A 22,014-nucleotide genomic window follows, 5' to 3' on the forward strand; every position below is an offset into this window, starting at 1 on the left:
CGGCGCCGGACGGGGTGCGTCCAGGGGCACGGGCACCCGGGGCCGGGGTTCCGCGAGCCGGACCCCGACGCGGCCGACGCCCGCGCGAAGACGGCTCCCCGGGCCGGTCCGCCGGTGCCGGGGTCCGTTGCCGGAGGACCACACGTCTCGTGGGCCGGTCGTCAGCGGTGCCGGACCACCACCGAGCGCCGCAGACGCCGTACCGCCGCCGTCAGCTCGGCCCCCGGCGCCCGCGCCCCGGACGCGGGGCCGGGCTCCGGGACGGCGCGGGCGGTCGGCCAGAGGCCGATCTCCGCGTCCCGCGGACCCTGCGCGGTGTACGGCTCCCCCTCGCCGAAGACCCGCACCGGATGGGTCGCGTCCCAGGCCGCCCAGCCGGGGTCCCCGCTCGTCGCGAACCGCACCCAGGCGGTGTGCATCGCGTCGGCCAGCTCCTGCGGGGCGCCCTCGCCGGCCAGTTTCCGCGACTCGGGCACGTCCCCGCTGTCGAAGACGAACCCCAGCTCCAGGGCGTGGCAGGCACCGAGGCCGGGCAGCAGGGAGGGCCACGCGAACTCGTAGAGGTGACTGGCGCCCGGGCGGGCGTCGGCGAGCCGGTACAGCGGCACCCGCAGCAGGTGGTCGGTGACCATCTGGCCGACTACCTCGGCGGTCCCGGCGTCCGGGTGCAGCGTCCGGTAGCCGCGCGGCACGTCGTGCCCGGCGTGGCAGCGGGCCATCGCACCGGCCAGGGCGACCGCGCCGAGCCGGTCGACGCGCTCCAGCAGTCCACCCGGGACCAGCCACAGCCGGTACTCGTCCCGGGTCCACCCCATGAGCAGCTCGGCGTCCCCGGCGGCGGAGCCTTCGGTCAGTGCCTTCAGCGGGTCGCGGGGGACCAGGTCGCCGTCCACGACCATGCCGAACGCGGGCCCGCCCAGCACCGGGCTGCTGAGCCGGCCGACCTCGGCCTGTGTGCGCAGCAGCAGGGCGCGGTCGACCGCGGCGAACGCCTCGGCGGTGGCGGGGATCTTCAGCCGGCCGGCCATCCGGCGCACCATGCGCCGTACCTTGTCGCGGTCGACGGCCTCGGGCGCGCCGCTCTGCAGGACCGCCCGCCGGACCAGGCCCCGCGCCTGGGGCGCGGCGAGGAGGACGCCGGCGCTGATGGCACCGGCCGACTGGCCGCACAGGGTGATCCGGCCCGGGTCGCCGCCGAAGGCCTCGATCGACTCGTGCACCCAGCGCAGCGCGGCGAGCTGGTCGCGCAGGCCGGGGTTCGGGGGCGCGTCGGGGAACAGGCCGTAGCCCTCCACCCCCAGCCGGTAGTTGACCGAGACGCAGACGACCCCGTCGCGCGCGAAGGTGCGGCCGTCGTACACCGGGACCGCCGAGGAACCCCGGGTCAGCGCGCCGCCGTGCAGCCAGAGCAGGACCGGGAGCCGGGCGCCGGGCCCCGGCTCGGGGGTCCAGACGTTCAGGTTCAGGCAGTCGTCGCCGGGGATCACGGGGTCGGACAGGTACTGGGCGAACGCGTCCGAGTACGCCGGCTTCGGCGCGGTCGGCCCGAACGCGCCGGCGTCCCGGACCCCGTCCCAGGGCTCGGGCGGCCGGGGCGGGCGGAACCGGAGGGCGCCGAAGGGCGGGGCGGCGTACGGGACGCCCCGGAAGACCGCGATCCCCCGCTCGTACCGGCCGCGTACGGCCCCGTGGGGCGTTCTGACCACGGGGCCCGTCTGGTCTGCTGTCATCGCCCACCAGCCCTTCGCCACGCGCGCGTGCCTCGTCCCACCAAGAGCACCACAGCGGCGGGACGTATTCCGGTGCACGGATCCCCGGCGTGGGCCGTCCGGGTACAGCGGTGATCTGCCGGAGGCGCGCTGGGCCGCCCCGGCGCTGACGACCGTGCGCCTGCCGCAGGCGGAGACGGCGGCGATGGCGCTGCGGCTGCTGGTGCCGAGGATGCGCGGCGACCGCCCGGAGGGGGACCCGGACGGAGCTGTCGACACGGCCGGTACGGCGCGCGAGCGCGGCCCCGCCCGGGAAGGGCCCCGCCGCGTGCCTCCCGTGACCCGCGGGACCGGCCGGACGCGTGATGCCGGCGCTGGGTGCGGGCGCGGGAGGTGACCCGGGCCCGGTCGGGCTCGTTCGCCGGGCATGAAGCACTCCACGCGTATCGCCGCGGCCCTCTTTGTGGCCGCGGTCGCCCTGGTCACCGCCTACGGCACCGCCCACGCCGGCTGCCGCACCCTCGCTCCGGGACAGCGGCGCGCCATCGTGGCCTCGCCCGCCGGCGAGCACGAGCCGAAGGAGGACGTCGAGCTCGACGAGAACGGCCGGCCCGGCCTCGGGGAGGACTGAGCACGACGGCCGGGCACCTCCCGCAGGGGGCGCCCGGCCGTCGCGCTGTCCGATGGGCCGTCAGTCCCGCTCGCCGCGGTCGGCCCCGACGAGGGCCTCGACCACGTCCACGGCGCTGCCGTCGTGGTCGCTGCCGGCGGTACCGCTGCCGGTCTGGACGTTGGCCGCGCGGTCGACCTCCAGCCAGGAGTCGGCGTGGGAGTTGTCGATCACGGTGATCAGGCCCCCGGACGCGACCGCGGGCACGGCACCGGCCCCGAGGAGCGCGGCGGCCACCGCCGTGGCCATGCCGAGCCGCGGTACGGCACCGCTCACACGCCCACGCCCTCGGGGGTGAGCCGCTCACGGGCGATGTTGCGCTCCAGCAGGCTGGTGGAGGCCTGCACGCCGACGCCGCTCGCCGGATCCACCTCCGGCAGCCGGCCGTCGGCCGCCTTCAGGCCGGCGAGCGCGGAGTCCACCGCCTCGTGCGCGGCGAACAGGCACGGGGTGCTGTAGATGGCGACGTCCACGCCGAGGTCGGACAGCTCGCCGAGGGACAGCCGGGGCGACTTGCCGCCCGCGATCTGGTTGAACAGCAGAGGCTTGCCCCCGACGACCTCACGGATCCGCTTGATCCACTCGACGCTGCGCACCCCGTCGACCAGCACCACGTCGGCGTCGGTGGCCGCCAGCCGTTCGGCGCGGTGCAGGATGTCGTGCTCGTCGGTGGCGTCCGTACGGGCGACGACGACCAGGTCCTTGCGGGTCTCCAGGACCTTGTGCAGCTTCTCCAGGTACTCCTCCAGGGGCAGGACCTGCTTGCCGTCGGCGTGGCCGCAGCGGCGGGGCCGCTTCTGGTCCTCCAGGATCACCCCGGAGGCACCGATGCGCTCCAGCCCCTCGACGACGTGACAGGCGACCTCGGGGTCGACGTACCCGTCGTCGATGTCGACCAGCAGGTGGTGGTGGGGGAAGGCTCCGCGCAGCCGCTGGACGAAGGCCACCATGTCGGGCCAGGCGATGAATCCGATGTCCGGCAGTCCGTAGTACGAGGCCGCGAAGCCGAAGCCCGATACGAACATCCCGTCGTAGTGCTTGGCCGCGATCGACGCCGAGTACATGTCGTACACGCCGATCAGCGGTGTGGTTCCGGGACCGGCGATGCGCTCGCGCAGCTTGTTTCCGTAAGTCAAGGTCCGGCTCCTCCTGTGGGTGGGTGACGCGGGGCGGAAGGGGGGCCGCCGCGTCTCGACGCCCTTTGCCAAGACAAGAGCATCCCTAGATAGTCACGTGACCTTCCTCCTACGCGAGCTTTACTCACTCCAACGGCGCAACCGGTTCACCGCAGAAACGTCACTGGGCGGCCGCTGCGGCCCAGGTGAGGCCGCCGTTCAGGTGGGCCAGGAAGACCGGGTCGCGGTAGGCGCCGGCGGCGTGGCCGAGGGCCGTGTAGAACACGCGTCCGCCTCCAGGACCCCGCTCGTAGCACCAGGCCAGCGGGTGGTCCGCGCCCATCCCGCCGCCGTCGTACGACGTCTCGTCGGCGCGCAGCAGCACGCGTGCCCCGCCGCCCGGGACGCGGTCGAAGTCGTACCACTCGTCGGTGAACTCCCAGACGGACGGCAGCCGCCGGGTCGCGGGGTGGGCGGGGTCGGCGACGAGGACCCGGCCCGGCTGGTGGGCGGGGTGCCGGGTGAAGCGGGCGCCGAGGAGTTCGCCGTAGTACGGCCAGCCGTACTCGGTGCAGGCCGCCGCGTGCACCCCGGCGAAGCCGCCGCCCGACCGGACGTACCGCTCCAGCCGCTCGCGCCCGGCCGGGGTCAGCACGTCACCGCTGGTGGAGAGGAAGACCACGGCCGCGAACGACTCCAGCGGGCGTTCGAGGTCCGCGGGGTCCTCGGTGTGCTCGCAGGCGAACCCGCCCAGCGCCCGGACGGCGGCGACCGCGTCCGGGAGGGAGTCGTGGCGGTAGTCGGCAGTGCGGGTGTAGAGCAGGAGACGAGGAGACATGCCACGGGACTCTAGGGTCGCCCGGAGGGCTCCGTCGCCGTCGTCCCCGTGCACGGCGACGGACTGCGAACGCCTCGGCACGCCCCGCCGGTGTCCGATTCCTTCAAGACCGGCTGACCGGCCGCCGCCTACGGTGGCCGCATGACCGTACGATTCGCCGTGATCGGCCTGGTCGCCTCCGACCTGGCCGCCTCCCTCGCCTTCTACCGCCGCCTCGGACTGGTCTTCCCCGACGGGGCCGAGGACCAGCCCCATGTCGAGGCCGAACTGCCCGGCGGGCTGGTGCTCGCCCTGGACACCGAGGAGACCATCCGCTCCTTCCACCCCGGCTGGCGGCCGCCCGCCGGGGGAGGGCGGGTCGCGCTCGCCTTCCGCTGCGACTCCCCCGCCGAGGTCGACGCCCGCTACGAGGAGCTGGTGGCCGCCGGGCACCACGGGGAACTCAAGCCGTGGGACGCCTTCTGGGGGCAGCGGTACGCCACCGTGCACGACCCCGACGGCAACGCGGTCGACCTGTTCGCCCCGCTACCCGCGCCCGGCGAGTAGGGCCCCGAGCGGCATCCCCGCCAGCCGCCGCACCTCCCGCGCCAGATGGGGCTGGTCCGCGTAGCCCGCGCGGACCGCCGTCTCCGCGTACGGCGTCCCGGAACGGGCCAGGGCCAGCGCCCGCTGGAGGCGCAGGACGCGGGCCAGGGTCTTCGGGCCGTACCCGAAGGCGGTCAGGCAGAGGCGGTGCAACCGGCGTTCGCCGAGGCCCAGTACGGCGGCCGTGGCGGCCACCGTGCGGCCCGCGTCCAGGCACTCCACCACCCGGCGCGGCAGCGGGTCCGGGGCACCGGCCTCCGCCGCCCGGCCGAGGGCGATGTCCTCCAGTGCGCGCGCCGGGTCGGGGGCCGCCGCGAGTCCGTCGCGCAGCCGGCGGACGCTCACGGCGGGCCAGAGGTCCGCCAGCTCCACGCGGAGGTCGCGCAGTTCGTGCGCCGGGACGCCGAGCAGGGCGGGCGCGGTGCCGGGGAAGAAGCGGACGCCCGCCCAGGAACGCGCCGGGGCCTCGGGGAGGTAGGGGCGGGTGTCGGGGCCGGCCACCAGCAGCCGCCCCTCGCTCCACAGCAGATCCATGCACCCGTCGGGCAGCACGGGCCGGACACCGCCGCCGGCCGGGCAGTTCGTCCACACGACCGCACCGGCCAGCCTGGACGCCCGCTCCATGTACACGACGGTCAGCGTACGCCGCCGCCGACGGCCGCGGGGCCTTCTGCGGAGGGCAGGACCCCGCCGGCCCACCGCAGGGTCCGTGCGGGCGGGCCGACGGTCACCGCAGCGGATGCGCCGCGTCCCCGTTCCCGTCCTCGTTCCCGGCGCGTCCGGTGCCCCCCGCGCGCCCGTTCCCCTTGTGCGCGTGGTGCGGGTTCTTCGCGTGGGTGCGCAGGCGGGCCGTCACGTCCTCCGGGGGCAGGAAGCGGGACCAGCGCTCGGGGAACTCGGAGGGCATGTCGGGGTCGTCGGGGTCGGTGTCCCGGACCGCCGCGGCGCGGGCGACGTACTCGGCGACCTGCGCGTGCCGCACCCGCTCGTTGGCCTCGCGCGCGGCGGCCGTGGCCGCGGCCGGCCAGACCCGGTCGATGGCCGCGTTGACGGCCGCGCCGACGAGCACGGCGAACGCGGACACACCGATCCACAGCAGGACGGCGACGGCGGCGGCGAGGGAACCGTAGATGGTGGCGCCCTCGATGGTGCTGGTGAGGTAGATGCGCAGCAGGAAGCTGCCGAGGACCCACATGGCGAGGGCGACCAGCGCGCCGGGCACGTCCTCGATCCACGGGGAGCGGACCGGCACGGACACGTGGTACAGCGTCGTCAGGAAGACGATGGACAGGACGATCACGACCGGCCAGTACAGGACCTGGACGACCGTCTCCGACCAGGGCAGGATCCGCACCACCGCGTCCGGCCCGGCCACCATCAGCGGCAGCGCCACCGAGCCGATCAGCAGCCCCACGATGAACAGCAGGAACGCCATGATCCGGGTCTTGACGATGCCCCGGACACCGTCGAGGCCGTACATGACGGTGATGGTGTCGATGAAGACGTTCACCGCGCGGGAACCGGACCACAGGGCGAACAGGAAGCCGATGGAGATGACGTCGGGCCGGCCGCCCTTCATCACGTCGTGCAGGATCGGCTCGGCGATGTCCTTGACGCCCTTGTCGGACAGCACCGTGCGGGAGGCCTCCAGGAGGTTGGTCTCCAGGCTGTGGATGGTGTCGGCGCCGGTCCAGTCGTCGACGTAGCCGAGGAGCCCGATCAGGCTCAGCAGCAGCGGCGGCACGGACAGCAGCGTGAAGAACGCCGCCTCGGCCGCCAGGCCCAGGATGCGGTACTCCATGCAGGAGTTGACGGTGTCCTTGAGCAACAGCCAGGCGGTCCGGCGCTTGGAGACGTTCCGGTAGAGGGCTCTGGCACGGTGGAGCCGGCCGGCCGGCCGCTCGGGGGTTTCACTTGCTGGCTGCACGTCCTAACGGTAGCCGCCGCACCGGCCCGCCCTCACCCTCCGGGGGCGATCACCGGGGGACGCGTCGGCGGACACGTCGGCGGACGCGTCGATTTCCGGCGCTGCGCCACTCCGGAGCCATCACCGCCGCCGTCCCGGGTAGGTTCGCAACCATGGCAGGCACCTCCACCCACACCGTGACGAACCAGCCGCCGCCGCTCGCCGGCTACGACGTCTTCACCGCCGACCGGGCCCTCGTCGAGGCCGTCGACCGGTACACCGGCGCCGACGTCCTGGACGAGGTGCGCGCCGAGCTGTCCGCGCTCGGCCGGGCCGCCGGTTCTGAGCAGCTCCACGAGTGGGCGGCGCAGGCGAACGAGCATCCGCCCCGGCTGCGCAGCCACGACCGGTACGGCCACCGGATCGACGAGGTCGACTTCCACCCCGCCTGGCACCGGCTGCTCGGCAAGGGCGTCTCGGCCGGGCTGACCGGCGCCTGGGCGCGCCCGTCGGGGCACGTGCGCCGGGCGGCCGGGTTCCTGGTCTGGACGCAGGTCGAGGCGGGCACCTGCTGCCCGCTGTCGATGACGCACGCGGCCGTGCCCGCCCTGCGCGCCGACCCGGAGCTGGCCGCCGAGTGGGAGCCCCGGCTGGTGTCCACGATCTACGACCGGGAACTGCGGCCGGCCGGACAGAAGCCCGGCGCCGTGTTCGGCATGGCGATGACCGAGAAGCAGGGCGGCAGCGACGTCCGCGCGAACACCACCGCGGCGCGCCCCCTCGCGGAGGACGGCGCGTACGTGCTGACGGGGCACAAGTGGTTCTGCTCGGCGCCGATGTCGGACGCGTTCCTGGTGCTCGCGCAGGCCCCCGGCGGGCTCACCTGCTTCCTGGTCCCGCGGGTCCTGCCCGACGGCACCCGCAACGTCTTCCGGCTCCAGCGGCTGAAGGACAAGCTGGGCAACCGCTCGAACGCCTCAGCGGAGGTCGAGTTCGACGGCACCTGGGCGCGCCGGGTCGGCGAGGAGGGGCGCGGGGTGCGCACGATCATCGGGATGGTCGCCGCGACCCGGCTGGACTGCGCGCTCGGCTCGGCGGGCCTGATGCGGCAGGCGGTGGCGCAGGCCGTGCACCACTGCGCGCACCGGGAGGCGTTCGGCGGGAAGCTGGTCGACAAGCCGCTGATGCGCAACGTCCTCGCCGATCTGGCACTGGAGTCGGAGGCGGCCACCGCGCTCGCGCTGCGGCTGGCCGCGGCCTGGGACGACGGTGGCGAGCAGGAGCGGGCCTTCCTGCGGCTCGCGGTGCCGGCGGCGAAGTACTGGATCACCAAGCGGTGCGCCCCGGTGGCCGTGGAGGCCGCCGAGTGCCTGGGCGGCAACGGGTACGTGGAGGAGTCCGGGCTGCCCCGGCTGGTGCGGGAGTCGCCGCTGAATTCCGTCTGGGAGGGCGCGGGGAACGTACAGGCGCTGGACGTGCTGCGGGCGCTGCGGCGGGAGCCGGGCGCACTGGACGCCTGCCTCATCGAGATCGGCCGGGCGCACGGCTCGGACCACCGCCTGGACCGGGCGGTGAAGGACCTGTTCACCGAACTCGCGGACCTGGACGGTGTCGAGGGGCGTGCCCGGCGCCTGGCGGAGCGGCTCGCGCTGGTCCTCCAGGGCTCCCTGCTGGTGCGGTACGCCCCGCCGGAGGTGGCCGACGCCTTCTGCGCCTCCCGGCTGGGCGGCGATCACGGCGCGTCCTTCGGCACGCTGCCGGCGGGCCTGGACCTGGAGCCGGTGGTGGATCGGGCGCGGCCGGCCTGACCTGCCGTACCCGGCCGGGGTCCCGGAGGGAGGGGGTGGTGCTGCGCCGACACGGCACCACCCCCCACCACCTAGGTCAAGTCTCGGCCAGGTACCGGAGGTTCACCAGGGTTGCAGGGGGTTGCAACTTATGGGGGCACATGCGCGGAGTCTGTGCCTCCGCCATGTCCGGAACGGCAGTATGAGAGGCGCAGCCGGACCGGAAACCGCCGCCCGGACGGCTGTGCACGTCTCTTTCGACGCCCCTTTCCGGGAGGACCGCAGTGGTGAACCCGCCGATGAACGTGGCGCGCCTGGCCGCCGTGGACGCAGCGCAGGCGGCGCGGGTGCTGAGCGAGGTGCGCGAGGCCACGCTGGCCGGTCAGCGTACGCGGCTGGCGCCCCGCCCGGTGATCGAGCAGTCGTGGGGGCGGATGCTGCGCAGCGGCGTCGACCCCGAACACGACTTCAGGTCAGGGCTGTTGCCCTCGGACGAGGTGCGGCGCCGGCGGGAGGAGTCGCCGCTGCGGCATGTCCTGCCGGTGCTGCGGGAGGGGCTGCTCTCGGTCGCGGACGTCGCCCGGCACATCATGGTCGTCGCGGACGCCGACGGGCGCGTGCTGTGGCGGGAGGGTGCGCCGTCGGTCCTGCGGAAGGCGGACGGGCTCGGCTTCGAACTCGGCGCGGACTGGCGGGAGGACGTCGTCGGCACCAACGGCGTGGGCACGCCGGCGGTGGTACGGCGGCCGGTCCAGGTGTTCGCCGGCGAGCACTTCGTACGGTCGCACGCCTCGTGGACCTGCTCGGGCGCGCCGATCACCGATCCGCGGGACGGGCGGCTGCTCGGTGTGGTGGACGTCAGCGGCCCGCTGGAGACCATGCATCCGGCGACCCTCGCCTGGGTGGACTCGGTCGCCAAGCTCGCCGAGGCTCGGCTGCGGGAGCGCCACCTGGCCTCCCTGGAGCGGCTGCGGGCGGTGGCGGCGCCGGTGCTGGCCCGGCTGGCCGGGCGGGCGCTGGTGGTGGACCGCGACGGCTGGGCGGCGGCCGTGACCGGAATGCCGTACGTACGGCGGGTGACGCTGCCCAGGACGCTGGCGCCGGGCCGCCGGTGGCTGCCCTCGCTCGGTTCCTGCGCGGTGGAGCCGCTGGCCGGGGGCTGGCTGCTGCGGGCGGAGGAGGAGCCGTGCGCCGGTGCCGGCCGGATCGTGCTGGACCTCGCCGGGCCGGGCCGCCGCACGGTGACGGTCACGGCCTCGGCGGGATCCTGGTCGCGGGAACTGAGCCCGCGCCATGCCGAGTTGCTGTTCCTGCTCGCCGAGCACCGTGCGGGGCGCGGGGCGGCCGCGCTGGCCGGGGATCTGTTCGGCGATCCGTCCCGGACGGTGACCGTACGGGCCGAGATGTCCAGGATCCGCAGGTATCTTGGGGAACTCCTGCAGCATCGGCCGTATCGTTTCCGTGCCGATGCGGAAGTGGACGTGATCCTTCCAGACGATCCGTCCCACCTGCTTCCGCAGTCGACAGCACCGGCGGTGACCCGCAAGCGGAATGCCGTGCACGACGGCCGGAGCGAGCAGCCCGGACCGAGGTGACCGTCCGGCCCGCACGTGCGTCTTCCGCCCATCTGCGCGGTCTTGGCCCTGCGCGGCTCCTTCCTGCCGTAGCATCCCGTACGGGCCTCCCCACCTGCTCCTCGCGTCAACCCACAGATCGTGAGACGCAGTTGGCCCGCCCTCTGGAGGAGAGATGAAGCATCGCGGCAGACACCGTCGACGCAGAAGGGGCGCGGCGCTGCGCGCGGTCCTGACCGGCACCGCGCTCGCGCTCACCGCCGCGGCCACGCTGATCAGCGCCTCCCAGGCCGACGTCACCGACGACCCGGGCGCGCTGAAGCCGATGACCTCCCCGGCGGACATCAGCCGGCTCCGCCTCCAGGAGCACCGGGTCCCCGCGCGCTCCCTGGACCGGCTCGCCACCGCGATGGGCCGCCCGGTCGGCGTGGACACCGTGCTCCGGAGCACCGACCGGACGATGCGCGAGGGCGACGGCTGCTCCGCCGGCGACCGCGCCTCCCTGCCCGTCGCCCCGGCCGCCTCCCGCGCCTACTGCTGGGACCCGGCCGACACCGCCGCCGGCGACTGGCGGCCCGCCTCGGTGACCACCTCCGGGGACGCCGACGAGGACGGCGTCTGGGGCACCCACCGGGTCGTCCTCGCCGGCTGGACCCACCGCACCACCACCGGCCGCCCCGACGAGCGCGGTCTGGCCCGGGTCGCCTTCGTCGACGCGGACGACCCCGCCCACCTCTCCTACCGCTGGGTGCTCCTGGTCGTGCCGGTCGACGGCGGCCGGGACTACCGGGGCCTGACCTCCGGCCTTACCGGCATGGTCTGGCACCGGAACAAGCTGCTGGTCACCACCACGGCCGGCGGCGCCGACGCGCTCTACGTCTACGACCTGGACCGCATCCAGCGCACCACGGTCGACGGGCCGGCGATCGGCCGTGTGCCCGGCGGCTGGTCCGCCGACGGCCACGACTTCGTGCTGCCCGCGGTCGCTTCGTACCGCTTCACCTCCGGCCGCTGCGCCCCCTCGGGCCCGCCCTGTCCCGGCGCGCTCGCCCTCGACCGCGGTACGACACCCGACAGCCTGGTCGCCGCGGAGTCGACCGCGCCCGGCGGCGACAAGCGCGCCCGGCTGTGGCGGTACGCCTTCGGTGACGATCCGGCGCGTCCCGGGCCGCTCGCCACGGACGCGTGGGGGCGGGTGGACGCGGTGGAGGCGTACCGGACCCGGGCGGACGGGATCCGGGGCCTGCTGCCGTACCGGAAGCCCGGGGCGGACCGGCCGTCCTGGTATGTGGGACGGCTGCCCGACTCGCAGGACGGGCACGGCGGGCTGTGGCGGCAGGACACCCGGGGCGCCCGGGCGGCCCGCTGCGGCGCCGACGCCTCGGACCGCTGCTGGGCGCAGGACGCGGGCTCCCTGTCCTACTGGCAGGAGACCGGCGAGGTGTGGTCGCTGTCCGACCGCATGCTGTTCGCACTCTCGCTCGCCGAACTGGACCACTCCCTGAACTGACGGCCGCCCCGCCCCCCGGCTCCGGACAGGCTGTCCCGCCCGGCTCCGACGGCCCCCGCACTTCCCCGGCTCCGGCGGCCCCGCACCCCTCCGCTGCGAGGACCCTCGTGCCGCTCGACTCCAGGGTCGTGTTGCCGGGGCGGATCGACAGACCGGGTCGCGGGATGGTTCCCTGGCCCGCATGAGCAGCGCGCCCGTCACCACCTGGTCCCTGGAGCAGACCTCCTCGGCCGACCTCCTGCCCGCCGCCGCCCCCGACGGCGACGTCCGGATCGTCCGCGCCGAGGTGCCCTCCCCCGAGTTCAGCCGGTTTCTGTACGCCTCGGTCGGCGGCGACATCCGCTGGACCGACCGGCTGGGGTGGACCTACGCGCGGTGGCGGGAGTACCTGGAGCGGCCCGGCGTGGAGACCTGGGTGGCCTACGACCACGGCACCCCGGCCGGCTACGTCGAGTTGGAGGCGCAGGACGAGGGCGCGGTCGAGATCGTCTACTTCGGGCTGATCCCCGCCTTCCGCGGCCGGCGCATCGGCAGCCACCTGCTGGCGTACGGGACGGCCCGCGCGTGGGACCTGGCCGAGCGGTGGCCCGGCCGGAAGCCGACGAAGCGGGTGTGGCTGCACACGTGCAGCAAGGACGGCGAGTTCGCGATGGCCAACTACCAGCGGCGCGGCTTCAAGCTGTTCGACACCAGGGTGGAGCTGGAGCCGGACGTGGCCACTCCGGGGCCCTGGCCCGGCGCATACCCCGCCTGACCTGCCGGGACAAGCCCTCCGGCGACGCATGTGAGCGACAACACCCTTGTTCCACATTCCGGGACAAGGGTGTCCGCATGATGGATGAAGCTGGACTGTGTCCAGATCGCCGTGACACGCTTCCGTCATGCCCGGAACTGGAATTGCCTTGGTGAGTCGGCGGCACGTCGACCTCGGCCGCATGTCCAGCGCCATCTGTCCGGTGAGCTGACGCCTCCCAGCACCGCCGTTCCCCTCTCGTCTCTGATCCCGTGTGCGCAACGCCGCGCACCCATGCCGCATGCGCACGCACGCGCAGGTCAGCCGCTTTCCCGCCTGTCCCGAAGGACGTACCTCCATGGCCGCCACCCCACAGAACCCTGCCGCCTCCGCGCCCCGCCGCAAGGTGAGCCGTCACCGCGGTGAGGGCCAGTGGGCCGTTGGCCACTTCACCCCGCTCAACGGCAACGAGCAGTTCAAGAAGGACGACGACGGTCTCAATGTGCGGACACGCATTGAGACGGTCTACTCCCAGCGCGGCTTCGACTCGATCGACCCGAACGACCTGCGCGGCCGGATGCGCTGGTGGGGGCTGTACACCCAGCGCAAGCCCGGCATCGACGGCGGCAAGACCGCGATCCTGGAGCCGGAGGAGCTGGACGACGAGTACTTCATGCTGCGCGTCCGCATCGACGGCGGGGCGCTGACCACGGCGCAGCTGCGGGTGATCGGCGAGATCTCGCAGGAGTTCGCGCGCGGCACGGCGGACATCACCGACCGGCAGAACGTCCAGTACCACTGGATCCGGATCGAGGACGTGCCCGCGATCTGGGAACGGCTGGAGGGCGTGGGCCTGTCCACCGTCACCGCCTGCGGTGACACCCCGCGTGTGATGATCGGCTCCCCGGTGGCGGGCATCGCCGAGGACGAGATCATCGACGCCACGCCGGCGCTGGAGGAGATGAAGCGCCGCGTCCTGAACAACAAGGCGTACTCCAACCTCCCGCGCAAGTTCAAGACGGCCATCTCGGGTTCGCCGCTGCTGGACGTCGTGCACGAGATCAACGACGTCGCTTTCGTCGGCGTCCGCCACCCCGAGCACGGCCCGGGCTTCGACGTCTGGGTCGGCGGCGGCCTGTCCACCAACCCCAAGCTGGGCGTGCGGCTCGGCGCCTGGGTGCCGATCGACGAGGTGCCGGACGTCTACGAGGGCGTCATCTCGATCTTCCGTGACTACGGCTACCGGCGGCTGCGCAACCGGGCCCGGCTGAAGTTCCTCGTCGCCGACTGGGGCGCGGAGAAGTTCCGCCAGGTGCTGGAGGACGAGTACCTCAAGCGCGAGCTGGTCGACGGGCCCGCCCCGGAGCAGCCGGTGCAGCAGTGGCGCGACCACATCGGCGTGCACCGGCAGAGGGACGGCCGGTTCTACGTCGGTTTCGCACCGCGCGTCGGCCGGGTCGACGGGGCCACGCTGACGAAGGTCGCCGACCTGGCGGAGGCGCACGGCTCGGGCCGGGTCCGCACCACCGTCGAGCAGAAGATGATCGTTCTCGACGTCGAGCAGGACCGGGTCGACTCGCTGGTGGAGGGCCTGGAGGCGCTCGACCTCACCGCCCGGCCGTCCTCCTTCCGGCGCGGCACCATGGCCTGCACCGGCATCGAGTTCTGCAAGCTCGCCATCGTGGAGACCAAGCAGCGCGGCTCCACGCTGATCGACGAACTGGAGCGCCGGCTCCCGGACTTCGACGAGCCGATCACCATCAACCTCAACGGCTGCCCGAACGCCTGCGCCCGTATCCAGGTCGCGGACATCGGTCTCAAGGGGCAGCTGGTCCTGGACGACCGGGGCGAGCAGGTCGAGGGCTACCAGGTGCACCTGGGCGGCGCCCTCGGGCTGGAGCCGGGCTTCGGCCGCAAGGTGCGCGGCCTGAAGGTCACCGCGGAGGAGCTGCCCGACTACATCGAGCGGGTGCTCAGGCGGTTCCAGGCCGAGCGCGAGGACGGCGAGCGGTTCGCGGCCTGGGCGGCGCGGGCGAGCGAGGAGGCGCTGTCGTGAGCGAGCGGGCCGCGCCCTTCTACTGCCCCTACTGCGGCGACGAGGACCTGCGCCCGAGCGGCGAGGGTCACGGCGCCTGGGAGTGCGGGGCCTGCAACCGCGCGTTCCGGCTGAAGTTCCTCGGGCTGCTCGCCCAGGGGCTGCGGCGAGCCGACAACGGAGGGGACGAGCTGATATGACGACGGCTCAGGAAGAGCTTACGAGCGAGGAGTTGAAGGCACTCGCCGAACAGGCGGGCCGTGACCTGGAGGACGCCTCCGCGCTGGAGATCCTCCAGTGGGCGGTGGACACCTTCGGCACGAAGTTCTGCGTCACCTCCTCCATGGAGGACGCCGTGGTCGCCCATCTCGCCTCGCGCGTGTTCAAGGGCGTGGACGTCGTCTTCCTCGACACCGGCTACCACTTCCCGGAGACCATCGGGACCCGGGACGCCGTGGAGGCGGTGATGGACGTCAACGTCATCACCCTCACGCCGAAGCAGACGGTCGCCGAACAGGACGCCGAGTACGGCCCGAGGCTGCACGACCGCGACCCCGACCTGTGCTGCGCGCTGCGCAAGGTCCGGCCGCTGGCGGAGGGCCTGGAGAACTACCAGGCGTGGGCGACGGGCCTGCGCCGCGACGAGTCCCCGACCCGGGCGAACACCCCGGTCGTCGGCTGGGACGAGAAGCGGCGGAAGGTCAAGATCTCGCCCATCGCCCGCTGGACGCAGGACGACGTGGACGCGTACATCACCGAACACGGCGTGCTCACCAACCCGTTGCTGACGGACGGCTACGCCTCCGTCGGCTGCGCCCCATGCACCCGCAGGGTCCTGGAGGGCGAGGACGCGCGGGCCGGCCGCTGGGCGGGCCGGGCGAAGACCGAGTGCGGGCTGCACGGATGACGAACGAGCGGATTCAGGAGAACCACGTGACGACCGGAGCCACCGTCTGGCTCACGGGTCTGCCGAGCGCCGGCAAGACCACCATCGCGTACGCGCTGGCGGACCGGCTGCGTGCCGGGGGCCACCGTGTCGAGGTGCTCGACGGCGACGAGATCCGCGAGTTCATCTCGGCGGGCCTCGGCTTCTCCCGGGAGGACCGGCACACCAACGTCCAGCGCATCGGCTTTGTCGCCGAGCTGCTGGCCCGCAACGGCGTCAAGGCGCTGGTGCCGGTGATCGCGCCGTACACGGACAGCCGGGACGCGGTGCGCAAGCGGCACGAGGAGAACGGGACGCCGTACCTGGAGGTCCATGTGGCGACCCCGGTCGAGGTGTGCAGCGTGCGCGACGTGAAGGGGCTGTACGCCAAGCAGGCCGCGGGCGAGCTGACCGGGCTCACCGGGGTCGACGACCCGTACGAGGAGCCGGAGACGCCGGATCTGCGGATCGAGTCGCAGCACCAGACGGTCCAGGAGTCGGCCGCGTCGGTGTACGCGCTGCTGAGCGAGAGGGGACTGGCATGACCACGGTCGCCACGGTGGACGAGGGCACGGACAGCCCGTACGCGCTGTCGCACCTGGACGCGCTGGAGTCCGAGGCGGTCCACATCTTCCGCGAGGTCGCGGGCGAGTTCGAGAACCCGGTGATCCTGTTCTCCGGCGGCAAGGACTCCATCGTCATGCTGCACCTCGCGCTGAAGGCCTTCACCCCCGCGCCGGTGCCGTTCGCGCTGCTCCATGTGGACACCGGACACAACTTCCCGGAGGTCCTTGAATACCGGGACCGTGTGGTGGCCGCACATGGGCTGCGACTCCATGTGGCCTCCGTCCAGGACTACATCGACCGCGGTGTGCTCAAGGAACGCCCCGACGGCACCCGCAACCCGCTCCAGACCCTCCCCCTGACGGAGAAGATCCAGAGCGAGAAGTTCGACGCCGTCTTCGGCGGCGGCCGGCGTGACGAGGAGAAGGCCCGCGCCAAGGAGCGGGTGTTCTCCCTGCGCGACGAGTTCTCCCAGTGGGACCCGCGCCGCCAGCGGCCCGAGCTGTGGAACCTGTACAACGGCCGGCACGCCCCCGGTGAGCACGTGCGGGTCTTCCCGCTGTCCAACTGGACCGAGCTGGACGTCTGGCAGTACATCGCCCGCGAGGGCATCGAGCTGCCGGAGATCTACTTCGCCCACGAGCGCGAGGTGTTCCAGCGCGACGGGATGTGGCTGACGGCCGGGGAGTGGGGCGGGCCCAAGGACGGCGAGACGGTCGAGAAGCGGCAGGTGCGCTACCGGACCGTCGGCGACATGTCCTGCACCGGCGCGGTCGACTCCGACGCCGGCACGATCGAGAAGGTCATCGCCGAGATCGCCGCGTCCCGGCTGACCGAGCGGGGCGCGACCCGCGCCGACGACAAGCTGTCCGAGGCCGCGATGGAAGACCGCAAGCGCGAGGGGTACTTCTAAGCATGAGCACGACCACGACCGAGGCGCTCCCGGCCACCACCCTGCTGCGGTTCGCCACCGCCGGCTCCGTCGACGACGGCAAGTCCACGCTCGTCGGGCGGCTGCTGCACGACTCCAAGTCGGTCCTCGCCGACCAGCTGGAGGCCGTCGAGCGCGCCTCCGCGAGCCGGGGCCAGGACGCCCCCGACCTCGCGCTGCTCACCGACGGCCTGCGCGCCGAACGCGAGCAGGGCATCACCATCGACGTCGCCTACCGCTACTTCGCGACCCCGCGCCGCCGGTTCATCCTCGCCGACACCCCGGGCCATGTGCAGTACACCCGCAACATGGTCACCGGCGCCTCCACGGCCGAGCTGACGGTGATCCTGGTCGACGCCCGCAACGGCGTGGTCGAGCAGACCCGCCGGCACGCGGCCATCGCGGCCCTCCTGCGCGTCCCGCACGTCGTCCTCGCCGTCAACAAGATGGACCTCGTCGGCTACGAGGAGAAGGTCTTCGCCGCGATCGCCGAGGAGTTCACGGCGTACGCGACCGAGCTGGGCGTCCCGGAGGTCACCGCGATCCCGATCTCGGCGCTGGCCGGCGACAACGTGGTGGAGCCGTCCGCGACCATGGACTGGTACGGCGGTCCAACCGTGCTGGAGCACCTGGAGACCGTGCCGGTCAGCCACGACCTGGCGCACTGCCACGCGCGGCTGCCCGTGCAGTACGTGATCCGGCCGCAGACCGCCGAGCACCCGGACTACCGGGGCTACGCGGGCCAGATCGCGGCCGGCACGTTCCGCGTGGGCGAGCCGGTCACCGTCCTGCCGTCCGGCCGCACCTCGACGATCTCCGGCATCGACCTGCTCGGCGAGCCGGTCGACGTGGCCTGGACGACGCAGTCGGTGACGGTGCGGCTCGCGGACGACATCGACGTCTCGCGCGGCGACCTGATCGTGCCGACGAAGGACGCCCCGGCCACCACGCAGGACGTGGAGGCGACCGTCTGCCACGTCGCCGACGCGCCGCTGACCGTCGGGCACCGGGTGCTGCTCAAGCACGGCACCCGCACGGTCAAGGCGATCGTGAAGGACATCCCGTCCCGGCTGACGCTCGACGACCTGTCCCTGCACCCGCACCCGGGACAGCTCGTCGCCAACGACATCGGCCGGGTGAAGATCCGCACCGCCGAGCCGCTGCCGGTCGACTCCTACGCCGACTCGCGCCGCACGGGCTCCTTCATCCTGATCGACCCCGCCGACGGCACCACGCTCACCGCGGGCATGGTCGGCGAGTCGTTCGCCTCCCCCGAGCCGGTCAAGGACGCGGCCGACGACGAGGGCTGGGACTTCTGAGATGAACCCCACCGACTTCTACTCGACGTTCGCCAAGGAGGGCGGCCGCGTCGGCAGCGGCGCCCTCGGCAGCGGGCAGGGCGGGGTGGCGCGATGTGCGCGCTGACGTACGCGCACCGCTTGCGCGCCCCGTCCCCCCACCCGACGTCCCGGACGCGACGAAGACCCTTGCCGAACTCCCGGCCACGACCTGAAAGCCCGTGACCGCCGGGCCAACGAGAGGAAAGCCTCCCGTGCCTGCCAACCGCTCCGCCCTGCTTCGCCGCGGACTCGCCGCGATCGCCGCACTGCCCCTGTTGTCCCTCGCGGCCTGCGGCTACGGGTCCGACTCCAAGGACGACAACGCGGGCGCCAAGATAGCCACCGGCGCCAAGAAGATCGACGGGCTCGGCTCCGTCAAGATCGGCTACTTCGGCAACCTCACCCACGCCACCGCCCTGGTCGGCAACCAGAAGGGCTTCTTCCAGAAGGAGCTGGGTGCCACCGAGGCCAAGTACCAGATCTTCAACGCCGGTCCGTCCGAGATCGAGGCGCTGAACTCGGGTTCCATCGACATCGGCTGGATCGGCCCCTCCCCGGCGATCAACGGCTACACCAAGTCCGACGGCAAGAGCCTGCGCATCATCGGAGGTTCGGCCTCCGGCGGGGTGAAGCTGGTCGTCAACCCGGACAAGATCAAGTCCCTGAAGGACGTCAAGGGCAAGAAGATCGCCACCCCGCAGCTGGGCAACACGCAGGACGTGGCGTTCCTCAACTGGGTGGCCGAGCAGGGCTGGAAGGTCGACGCGCAGAGCGGCAAGGGTGACGTGTCCGTCGTCCGCACGGACAACAAGGTGACCCCGGACGCCTACAAGTCCGGCTCCATCGACGGTGCCTGGGTGCCGGAGCCGACCGCCTCGAAGCTGGTCGCCGAGGGCGGCAAGGTGCTGCTGGACGAGTCGACGCTGTGGCCGGACAAGAAGTTCGTGATCACGAACATCATCGTGTCGCAGAAGTTCCTCAAGGAGCACCCGAAGGCCGTCGAGGCGGTCCTGAAGGCGTCGGTCGAGACCAACAAGTGGATCAACGCCAACCCGGACGAGGCGAAGGCCGCGGCCAACAAGCAGCTGGGCATCGACTCCGGCAAGGAGCTGCCCGCGAAGGTCCTGGACCCGGCGTGGAAGTCCGTCCAGTTCACCGACGACCCGCTGGCCGCGACCCTCGACACCGAGGCGAAGCACGCCGTCAAGGCCGGCCTGCTGGACAACCCCAAGCTGGACGGCATCTATGACCTCACCCTCCTGAACAAGGTCCTCCAGGCCGAGGGCGAGCACACCGTCAGCGACGCCGGACTCGGCGCCCGGTAGTCCCGTAGCCGATGAGTTCCCAGGAGGTGACGACCATGGCAACGACCTTCGCCGAGGCCGCCGAGACGGTCGAGCACGCGGCGCGCATCGAGCACGTCTCGAAGTCCTTCGCGACACCGGGCGGGCAGCAGCTCGTCCTGGACGACATCAGCCTGGATGTCGCACCGGGTGAGTTCGTCACCCTCCTGGGGGCCTCGGGCTGCGGCAAGTCGACGCTGCTGAACCTGGTGGCGGGGCTGGACCGGCCCTCCGCCGGCAGCATCGCGACCGACGGGCGTCCGGCCCTGATGTTCCAGGAGCACGCCCTGTTCCCGTGGCTGACCGCGGGCAAGAACATCGAACTCGCCCTCAGGCTCAGGGGCGTGCCGAAGAACGAGCGCCGTGAGCGGGCCGAGCGGCTGCTCGAACTGGTGCGGCTGCAGGGTTCGTACGGCAAGCGGGTGCACGAGCTGTCCGGCGGCATGCGCCAGCGCGTGGCCCTGGCCCGCGCGCTCGCCCAGGACAGCCAGCTGCTGCTGATGGACGAGCCGTTCGCCGCGCTGGACGCGATCACCCGGGACCTGCTGCACGACGAGCTGACCCGGATCTGGGCGGAGACCGGCGTGTCCGTCCTGTTCGTCACGCACAACGTGCGCGAGGCGGTACGGCTCGCGCAGCGGGTGGTGCTGCTGTCGTCCCGGCCGGGCCGGGTGGCCCGTGAGTGGCGGGTGGACATACCGCAGCCGCGGCGCATCGAGGACGCGCCGGTGGCCGAACTGTCCTTGGAGATCACCGAAGTCCTGCGTGGGGAGATCCGGCGTCATGGCCAGCACTGAGACCAAGACGGTCACGGACGCGGGGAGCGTCGAGGCGGGCCTGGACGCACTGGAGGTCGTCGCCGCCGGCCGTACGCCGTTCCGGCAGACGTTCACGGCGAAGATCCTGCCGCCGCTCATCGCCACCGTGGTGGTGCTGGTCGTGTGGCAGGCGCTGATCTCCTTCAAGATCGTCGACGATCCGACGAAGCTGCCCTCGCCCGCCGACGTCGGCGGCGAGTTCAAGCGTGCCTGGGTGGAGGGCACGCTACTGGGCTACATCTGGACCAGCGTCTCGCGCGGTCTGCTGGGCTTCCTGTTCGCGCTGGTCATCGGCACCCCGCTCGGCCTGCTGGTGGCGCGGGTTAAGTTCGTGCGGGCGGCCATCGGGCCGGTGCTGTCCGGTCTGCAGTCGCTGCCGTCGGTGGCGTGGGTGCCGCCCGCGGTCATCTGGCTGGGCCTGGACAACTCGATGATGTACGCGGTGATCCTGCTCGGCGCGGTCCCGTCGATCGCCAACGGCCTGGTCTCCGGCATCGACCAGGTGCCGCCGCTGTTCCTGCGGGCGGGCCGCACGATGGGCGCCACCGGGGTGCGGGGCGCCTGGCACATCGTCCTGCCGGCCGCGCTGCCGGGCTACCTCGCGGGCCTGAAGCAGGGCTGGGCCTTCTCCTGGCGCTCGCTGATGGCCGCGGAGATCATCGCCTCCTCCCCCGACCTCGGCATCGGCCTGGGCGCGCTGCTGGAGAACGGCCGCAACGCCAGCTCCATGTCCATGGTGTTCGAGGCGATCTTCCTGATCCTGTTCGTCGGCATCGCCATCGACCTGCTGATCTTCAGTCCGCTGGAGCGGTGGGTGCTGCGCAGCCGCGGCCTGCTGGTGAAGAGCTGACCATGCGCCCTCCCGTCCTCCTCGTCATCGCCCACGGCAGCCGCGACCCGCGGCACGCCGCGACCGTGCACGCCCTGGTGGGGCGGGTGCGGTCGCTGCGGCCGGGCCTGCGCGTGGAGACCGGGTTCCTGGACTTCAACGTCCCGTCGGTGCACGGGGTACTCCGGTCGCTGGCGGAGGAGGGCGTGCGGGACGTCGTCGCCCTGCCGCTGCTGCTGACCCGCGCGTTCCACGCCAAGGCCGACATCCCCGCCGTGCTGCGGGACGCGCCGGGGCGGCTGCGGATCCGGCAGGCGGACGTGCTCGGCCCGTCCCCGCTGCTGCTGTCCGCGCTGGAACGGCGGCTGTACGAGGCGGGCCTGTCACCCGCCGGCAAGTCCTCGACCGGGGTCGTGCTGGCCTCGGCGGGGTCCTCCGACCCGGAGGCGATCGCGGTGATCGCCGACATCGCGCGGGAGTGGTGGCACACCGGCTGGTGCGCCGTGCGGCCCGCGTTCGCCTCCGCGTCCCTCCCCCGCACCGAGGACGCGGTACGCGAGCTGCGCGCCCTCGGCTGCGAGCGGGTCGCCGTCGCCCCGTACGTCCTGGCCCCCGGCTTCCTGCCGGACCGGATCGCACGCGGCGCGGCCGAGGCGGACGTCCTCGCCGAAGTGCTCGGCCCCGCACCGGAGGTGGCGCAGGTGGTGCTTCAGCGGTACGACAGCGCGCGCCGGCCGGCCCTGACCGCACTCGGCGCGTAACCGCCACGCGGAGCGGCGGATCGCCGTCGCCCCGTACGCGC

The 22,014-nt window shown here is 73.1% G+C and carries 23 protein-coding genes and 1 pseudogene; 18 read left to right on the forward strand and 6 right to left on the reverse strand.

The window, feature by feature from the left end; all coding sequences use genetic code 11:
• Nucleotides 1-161 precede the first annotated feature (161 nt).
• Nucleotides 162-1,730, reverse strand: a complete 1,569-nt coding sequence (locus AB0947_RS00575) for a carboxylesterase family protein (protein ID WP_366748084.1) — start codon at nt 1,728-1,730, stop codon at nt 162-164.
• A 112-nt stretch (nt 1,731-1,842) separates the two neighbouring features.
• Between AB0947_RS00575 and AB0947_RS00580 the strand changes: the two are divergent.
• Nucleotides 1,843-2,050: pseudogene (locus AB0947_RS00580) on the forward strand (substrate-binding domain-containing protein); the annotation flags it as partial.
• A gap of 86 nt (nt 2,051-2,136) precedes the next feature.
• On the forward strand, nt 2,137-2,340 hold the full coding sequence (locus AB0947_RS00585; protein WP_366748085.1) for a hypothetical protein: 204 nt from the start codon (nt 2,137-2,139) through the stop codon (nt 2,338-2,340).
• Nucleotides 2,341-2,400: 60 nt separating this feature from the next.
• On the opposite strand, the gene AB0947_RS00590 is transcribed toward AB0947_RS00585, so the two are convergent.
• From AB0947_RS00590 to AB0947_RS00600, 3 genes are all read right to left on the reverse strand, one after another.
• Entirely contained in the window at nt 2,401-2,655 is a 255-nt protein-coding gene (locus AB0947_RS00590) for a hypothetical protein (RefSeq protein ID WP_366748086.1), read from the reverse strand.
• Nucleotides 2,652-3,515 (reverse strand): isocitrate lyase/PEP mutase family protein, encoded by an 864-nt coding sequence (locus tag AB0947_RS00595; RefSeq protein ID WP_366748087.1) that lies wholly within the window; start codon nt 3,513-3,515, stop codon nt 2,652-2,654. The genes AB0947_RS00590 and AB0947_RS00595 overlap by 4 nt, the downstream gene beginning before the upstream one ends.
• Nucleotides 3,516-3,675: 160 nt before the next feature.
• Nucleotides 3,676-4,332, reverse strand: coding sequence for a ThuA domain-containing protein (locus tag AB0947_RS00600; protein WP_366748088.1), 657 nt, complete (start codon nt 4,330-4,332; stop codon nt 3,676-3,678).
• Between the two features lie 141 nt (nt 4,333-4,473).
• Here AB0947_RS00600 and AB0947_RS00605 point away from each other — a divergent pair, with 141 nt between their 5' ends.
• Nucleotides 4,474-4,878 carry a VOC family protein gene (locus AB0947_RS00605; protein WP_359266017.1) on the forward strand — a complete coding sequence of 135 codons (405 nt, stop codon included), beginning with the start codon at nt 4,474-4,476 and terminating at the stop codon, nt 4,876-4,878.
• On the opposite strand, the gene AB0947_RS00610 is transcribed toward AB0947_RS00605, so the two are convergent.
• A complete protein-coding gene (locus AB0947_RS00610) occupies nt 4,858-5,547 on the reverse strand; it encodes a helix-turn-helix transcriptional regulator (protein WP_366748089.1) in 690 nt (229 codons plus the stop codon). The two genes, AB0947_RS00605 and AB0947_RS00610, sit on opposite strands and share 21 nt — an antisense overlap.
• A 97-nt stretch (nt 5,548-5,644) precedes the next feature.
• The gene (locus tag AB0947_RS00615) at nt 5,645-6,844 is read right to left on the reverse strand and encodes a YihY/virulence factor BrkB family protein (RefSeq protein WP_366748090.1); all 1,200 of its coding nucleotides are present in this window, start codon (nt 6,842-6,844) and stop codon (nt 5,645-5,647) included.
• Nucleotides 6,845-6,996: 152 nt separating this feature from the next.
• Here AB0947_RS00615 and AB0947_RS00620 point away from each other — a divergent pair, with 152 nt between their 5' ends.
• The 15 genes from AB0947_RS00620 (at nt 6,997) to AB0947_RS00690 (ending at nt 21,973) form a co-directional block, all read left to right on the forward strand.
• The gene (locus AB0947_RS00620) at nt 6,997-8,631 is read left to right on the forward strand and encodes an acyl-CoA dehydrogenase family protein (RefSeq protein WP_366748091.1); all 1,635 of its coding nucleotides are present in this window, start codon (nt 6,997-6,999) and stop codon (nt 8,629-8,631) included.
• A 278-nt stretch (nt 8,632-8,909) separates the two neighbouring features.
• Nucleotides 8,910-10,205, forward strand: coding sequence for a GAF domain-containing protein (locus tag AB0947_RS00625; protein WP_366748092.1), 1,296 nt, complete (start codon nt 8,910-8,912; stop codon nt 10,203-10,205).
• A gap of 154 nt (nt 10,206-10,359) precedes the next feature.
• Nucleotides 10,360-11,694 carry a hypothetical protein gene (locus AB0947_RS00630; RefSeq protein WP_366748093.1) on the forward strand — a complete coding sequence of 445 codons (1,335 nt, stop codon included), beginning with the start codon at nt 10,360-10,362 and terminating at the stop codon, nt 11,692-11,694.
• Nucleotides 11,695-11,875: 181 nt separating this feature from the next.
• Complete coding sequence (locus AB0947_RS00635; protein ID WP_366748094.1) at nt 11,876-12,448, forward strand: GNAT family N-acetyltransferase; 573 nt, start codon at nt 11,876-11,878, stop codon at nt 12,446-12,448.
• Nucleotides 12,449-12,575: 127 nt separating this feature from the next.
• Nucleotides 12,576-12,659: a putative leader peptide gene (locus tag AB0947_RS00640; RefSeq protein ID WP_313958857.1), complete on the forward strand. Its 84-nt coding sequence runs from the start codon at nt 12,576-12,578 to the stop codon at nt 12,657-12,659.
• Nucleotides 12,660-12,785: 126 nt separating this feature from the next.
• Nucleotides 12,786-14,483: a nitrite/sulfite reductase gene (locus AB0947_RS00645; protein WP_366748095.1), complete on the forward strand. Its 1,698-nt coding sequence runs from the start codon at nt 12,786-12,788 to the stop codon at nt 14,481-14,483.
• On the forward strand, nt 14,480-14,662 hold the full coding sequence (locus AB0947_RS00650; protein WP_366748096.1) for a hypothetical protein: 183 nt from the start codon (nt 14,480-14,482) through the stop codon (nt 14,660-14,662). The genes AB0947_RS00645 and AB0947_RS00650 overlap by 4 nt, the downstream gene beginning before the upstream one ends.
• Nucleotides 14,659-15,369, forward strand: a complete 711-nt coding sequence (locus AB0947_RS00655) for a phosphoadenylyl-sulfate reductase (RefSeq protein ID WP_366748097.1) — start codon at nt 14,659-14,661, stop codon at nt 15,367-15,369. The genes AB0947_RS00650 and AB0947_RS00655 overlap by 4 nt, the downstream gene beginning before the upstream one ends.
• A gap of 26 nt (nt 15,370-15,395) precedes the next feature.
• Nucleotides 15,396-15,932: an adenylyl-sulfate kinase gene (cysC, locus tag AB0947_RS00660; protein ID WP_366748098.1), complete on the forward strand. Its 537-nt coding sequence runs from the start codon at nt 15,396-15,398 to the stop codon at nt 15,930-15,932.
• Entirely contained in the window at nt 15,929-16,864 is a 936-nt protein-coding gene (gene cysD, locus AB0947_RS00665; protein ID WP_366748099.1) for a sulfate adenylyltransferase subunit CysD, read from the forward strand. The genes cysC and cysD overlap by 4 nt, the downstream gene beginning before the upstream one ends.
• A gap of 2 nt (nt 16,865-16,866) precedes the next feature.
• On the forward strand, nt 16,867-18,201 hold the full coding sequence (locus AB0947_RS00670) for a GTP-binding protein (RefSeq protein ID WP_366748100.1): 1,335 nt from the start codon (nt 16,867-16,869) through the stop codon (nt 18,199-18,201).
• Between the two features lie 233 nt (nt 18,202-18,434).
• Entirely contained in the window at nt 18,435-19,547 is a 1,113-nt protein-coding gene (locus tag AB0947_RS00675; RefSeq protein WP_366748101.1) for an aliphatic sulfonate ABC transporter substrate-binding protein, read from the forward strand.
• Nucleotides 19,548-19,582: 35 nt separating this feature from the next.
• A complete protein-coding gene (locus AB0947_RS00680) occupies nt 19,583-20,362 on the forward strand; it encodes an ABC transporter ATP-binding protein (RefSeq protein WP_366748102.1) in 780 nt (259 codons plus the stop codon).
• The gene (locus AB0947_RS00685) at nt 20,349-21,233 is read left to right on the forward strand and encodes an ABC transporter permease (RefSeq protein ID WP_366748103.1); all 885 of its coding nucleotides are present in this window, start codon (nt 20,349-20,351) and stop codon (nt 21,231-21,233) included. The genes AB0947_RS00680 and AB0947_RS00685 overlap by 14 nt, the downstream gene beginning before the upstream one ends.
• 2 nt (nt 21,234-21,235) lie before the next feature.
• Nucleotides 21,236-21,973 (forward strand): sirohydrochlorin chelatase, encoded by a 738-nt coding sequence (locus tag AB0947_RS00690; protein ID WP_366748104.1) that lies wholly within the window; start codon nt 21,236-21,238, stop codon nt 21,971-21,973.
• Nucleotides 21,974-22,014: the final 41 nt, after the last annotated feature.

Source organism: Streptomyces sp. NPDC047841 (genome assembly GCF_040704085.1).
Lineage (GTDB): Bacteria > Actinomycetota > Actinomycetes > Streptomycetales > Streptomycetaceae > Streptomyces > Streptomyces argyrophylli.

Excerpts from the sequence above, each read along its gene's own strand:
- AB0947_RS00575 (WP_366748084.1), bottom strand. The coding sequence starts at position 1,730 with ATGACAGCAGACCAGACGGGCCCCGTGGTCAGAACGCCCCACGGGGCC.
- AB0947_RS00585 (WP_366748085.1), top strand. The coding sequence starts at position 2,137 with ATGAAGCACTCCACGCGTATCGCCGCGGCCCTCTTTGTGGCCGCGGTC.
- AB0947_RS00600 (WP_366748088.1), bottom strand. The coding sequence starts at position 4,332 with ATGTCTCCTCGTCTCCTGCTCTACACCCGCACTGCCGACTACCGCCAC.
- AB0947_RS00605 (WP_359266017.1), top strand. The coding sequence starts at position 4,474 with ATGACCGTACGATTCGCCGTGATCGGCCTGGTCGCCTCCGACCTGGCC.
- AB0947_RS00620 (WP_366748091.1), top strand. The coding sequence starts at position 6,997 with ATGGCAGGCACCTCCACCCACACCGTGACGAACCAGCCGCCGCCGCTC.
- AB0947_RS00625 (WP_366748092.1), top strand. The coding sequence starts at position 8,910 with ATGAACGTGGCGCGCCTGGCCGCCGTGGACGCAGCGCAGGCGGCGCGG.
- AB0947_RS00630 (WP_366748093.1), top strand. The coding sequence starts at position 10,360 with ATGAAGCATCGCGGCAGACACCGTCGACGCAGAAGGGGCGCGGCGCTG.
- AB0947_RS00635 (WP_366748094.1), top strand. The coding sequence starts at position 11,876 with ATGAGCAGCGCGCCCGTCACCACCTGGTCCCTGGAGCAGACCTCCTCG.
- AB0947_RS00640 (WP_313958857.1), top strand. The coding sequence starts at position 12,576 with ATGCCCGGAACTGGAATTGCCTTGGTGAGTCGGCGGCACGTCGACCTC.
- AB0947_RS00645 (WP_366748095.1), top strand. The coding sequence starts at position 12,786 with ATGGCCGCCACCCCACAGAACCCTGCCGCCTCCGCGCCCCGCCGCAAG.
- AB0947_RS00655 (WP_366748097.1), top strand. The coding sequence starts at position 14,659 with ATGACGACGGCTCAGGAAGAGCTTACGAGCGAGGAGTTGAAGGCACTC.
- cysD (WP_366748099.1), top strand. The coding sequence starts at position 15,929 with ATGACCACGGTCGCCACGGTGGACGAGGGCACGGACAGCCCGTACGCG.
- AB0947_RS00670 (WP_366748100.1), top strand. The coding sequence starts at position 16,867 with ATGAGCACGACCACGACCGAGGCGCTCCCGGCCACCACCCTGCTGCGG.
- AB0947_RS00680 (WP_366748102.1), top strand. The coding sequence starts at position 19,583 with ATGGCAACGACCTTCGCCGAGGCCGCCGAGACGGTCGAGCACGCGGCG.
- AB0947_RS00685 (WP_366748103.1), top strand. The coding sequence starts at position 20,349 with ATGGCCAGCACTGAGACCAAGACGGTCACGGACGCGGGGAGCGTCGAG.
- AB0947_RS00690 (WP_366748104.1), top strand. The coding sequence starts at position 21,236 with ATGCGCCCTCCCGTCCTCCTCGTCATCGCCCACGGCAGCCGCGACCCG.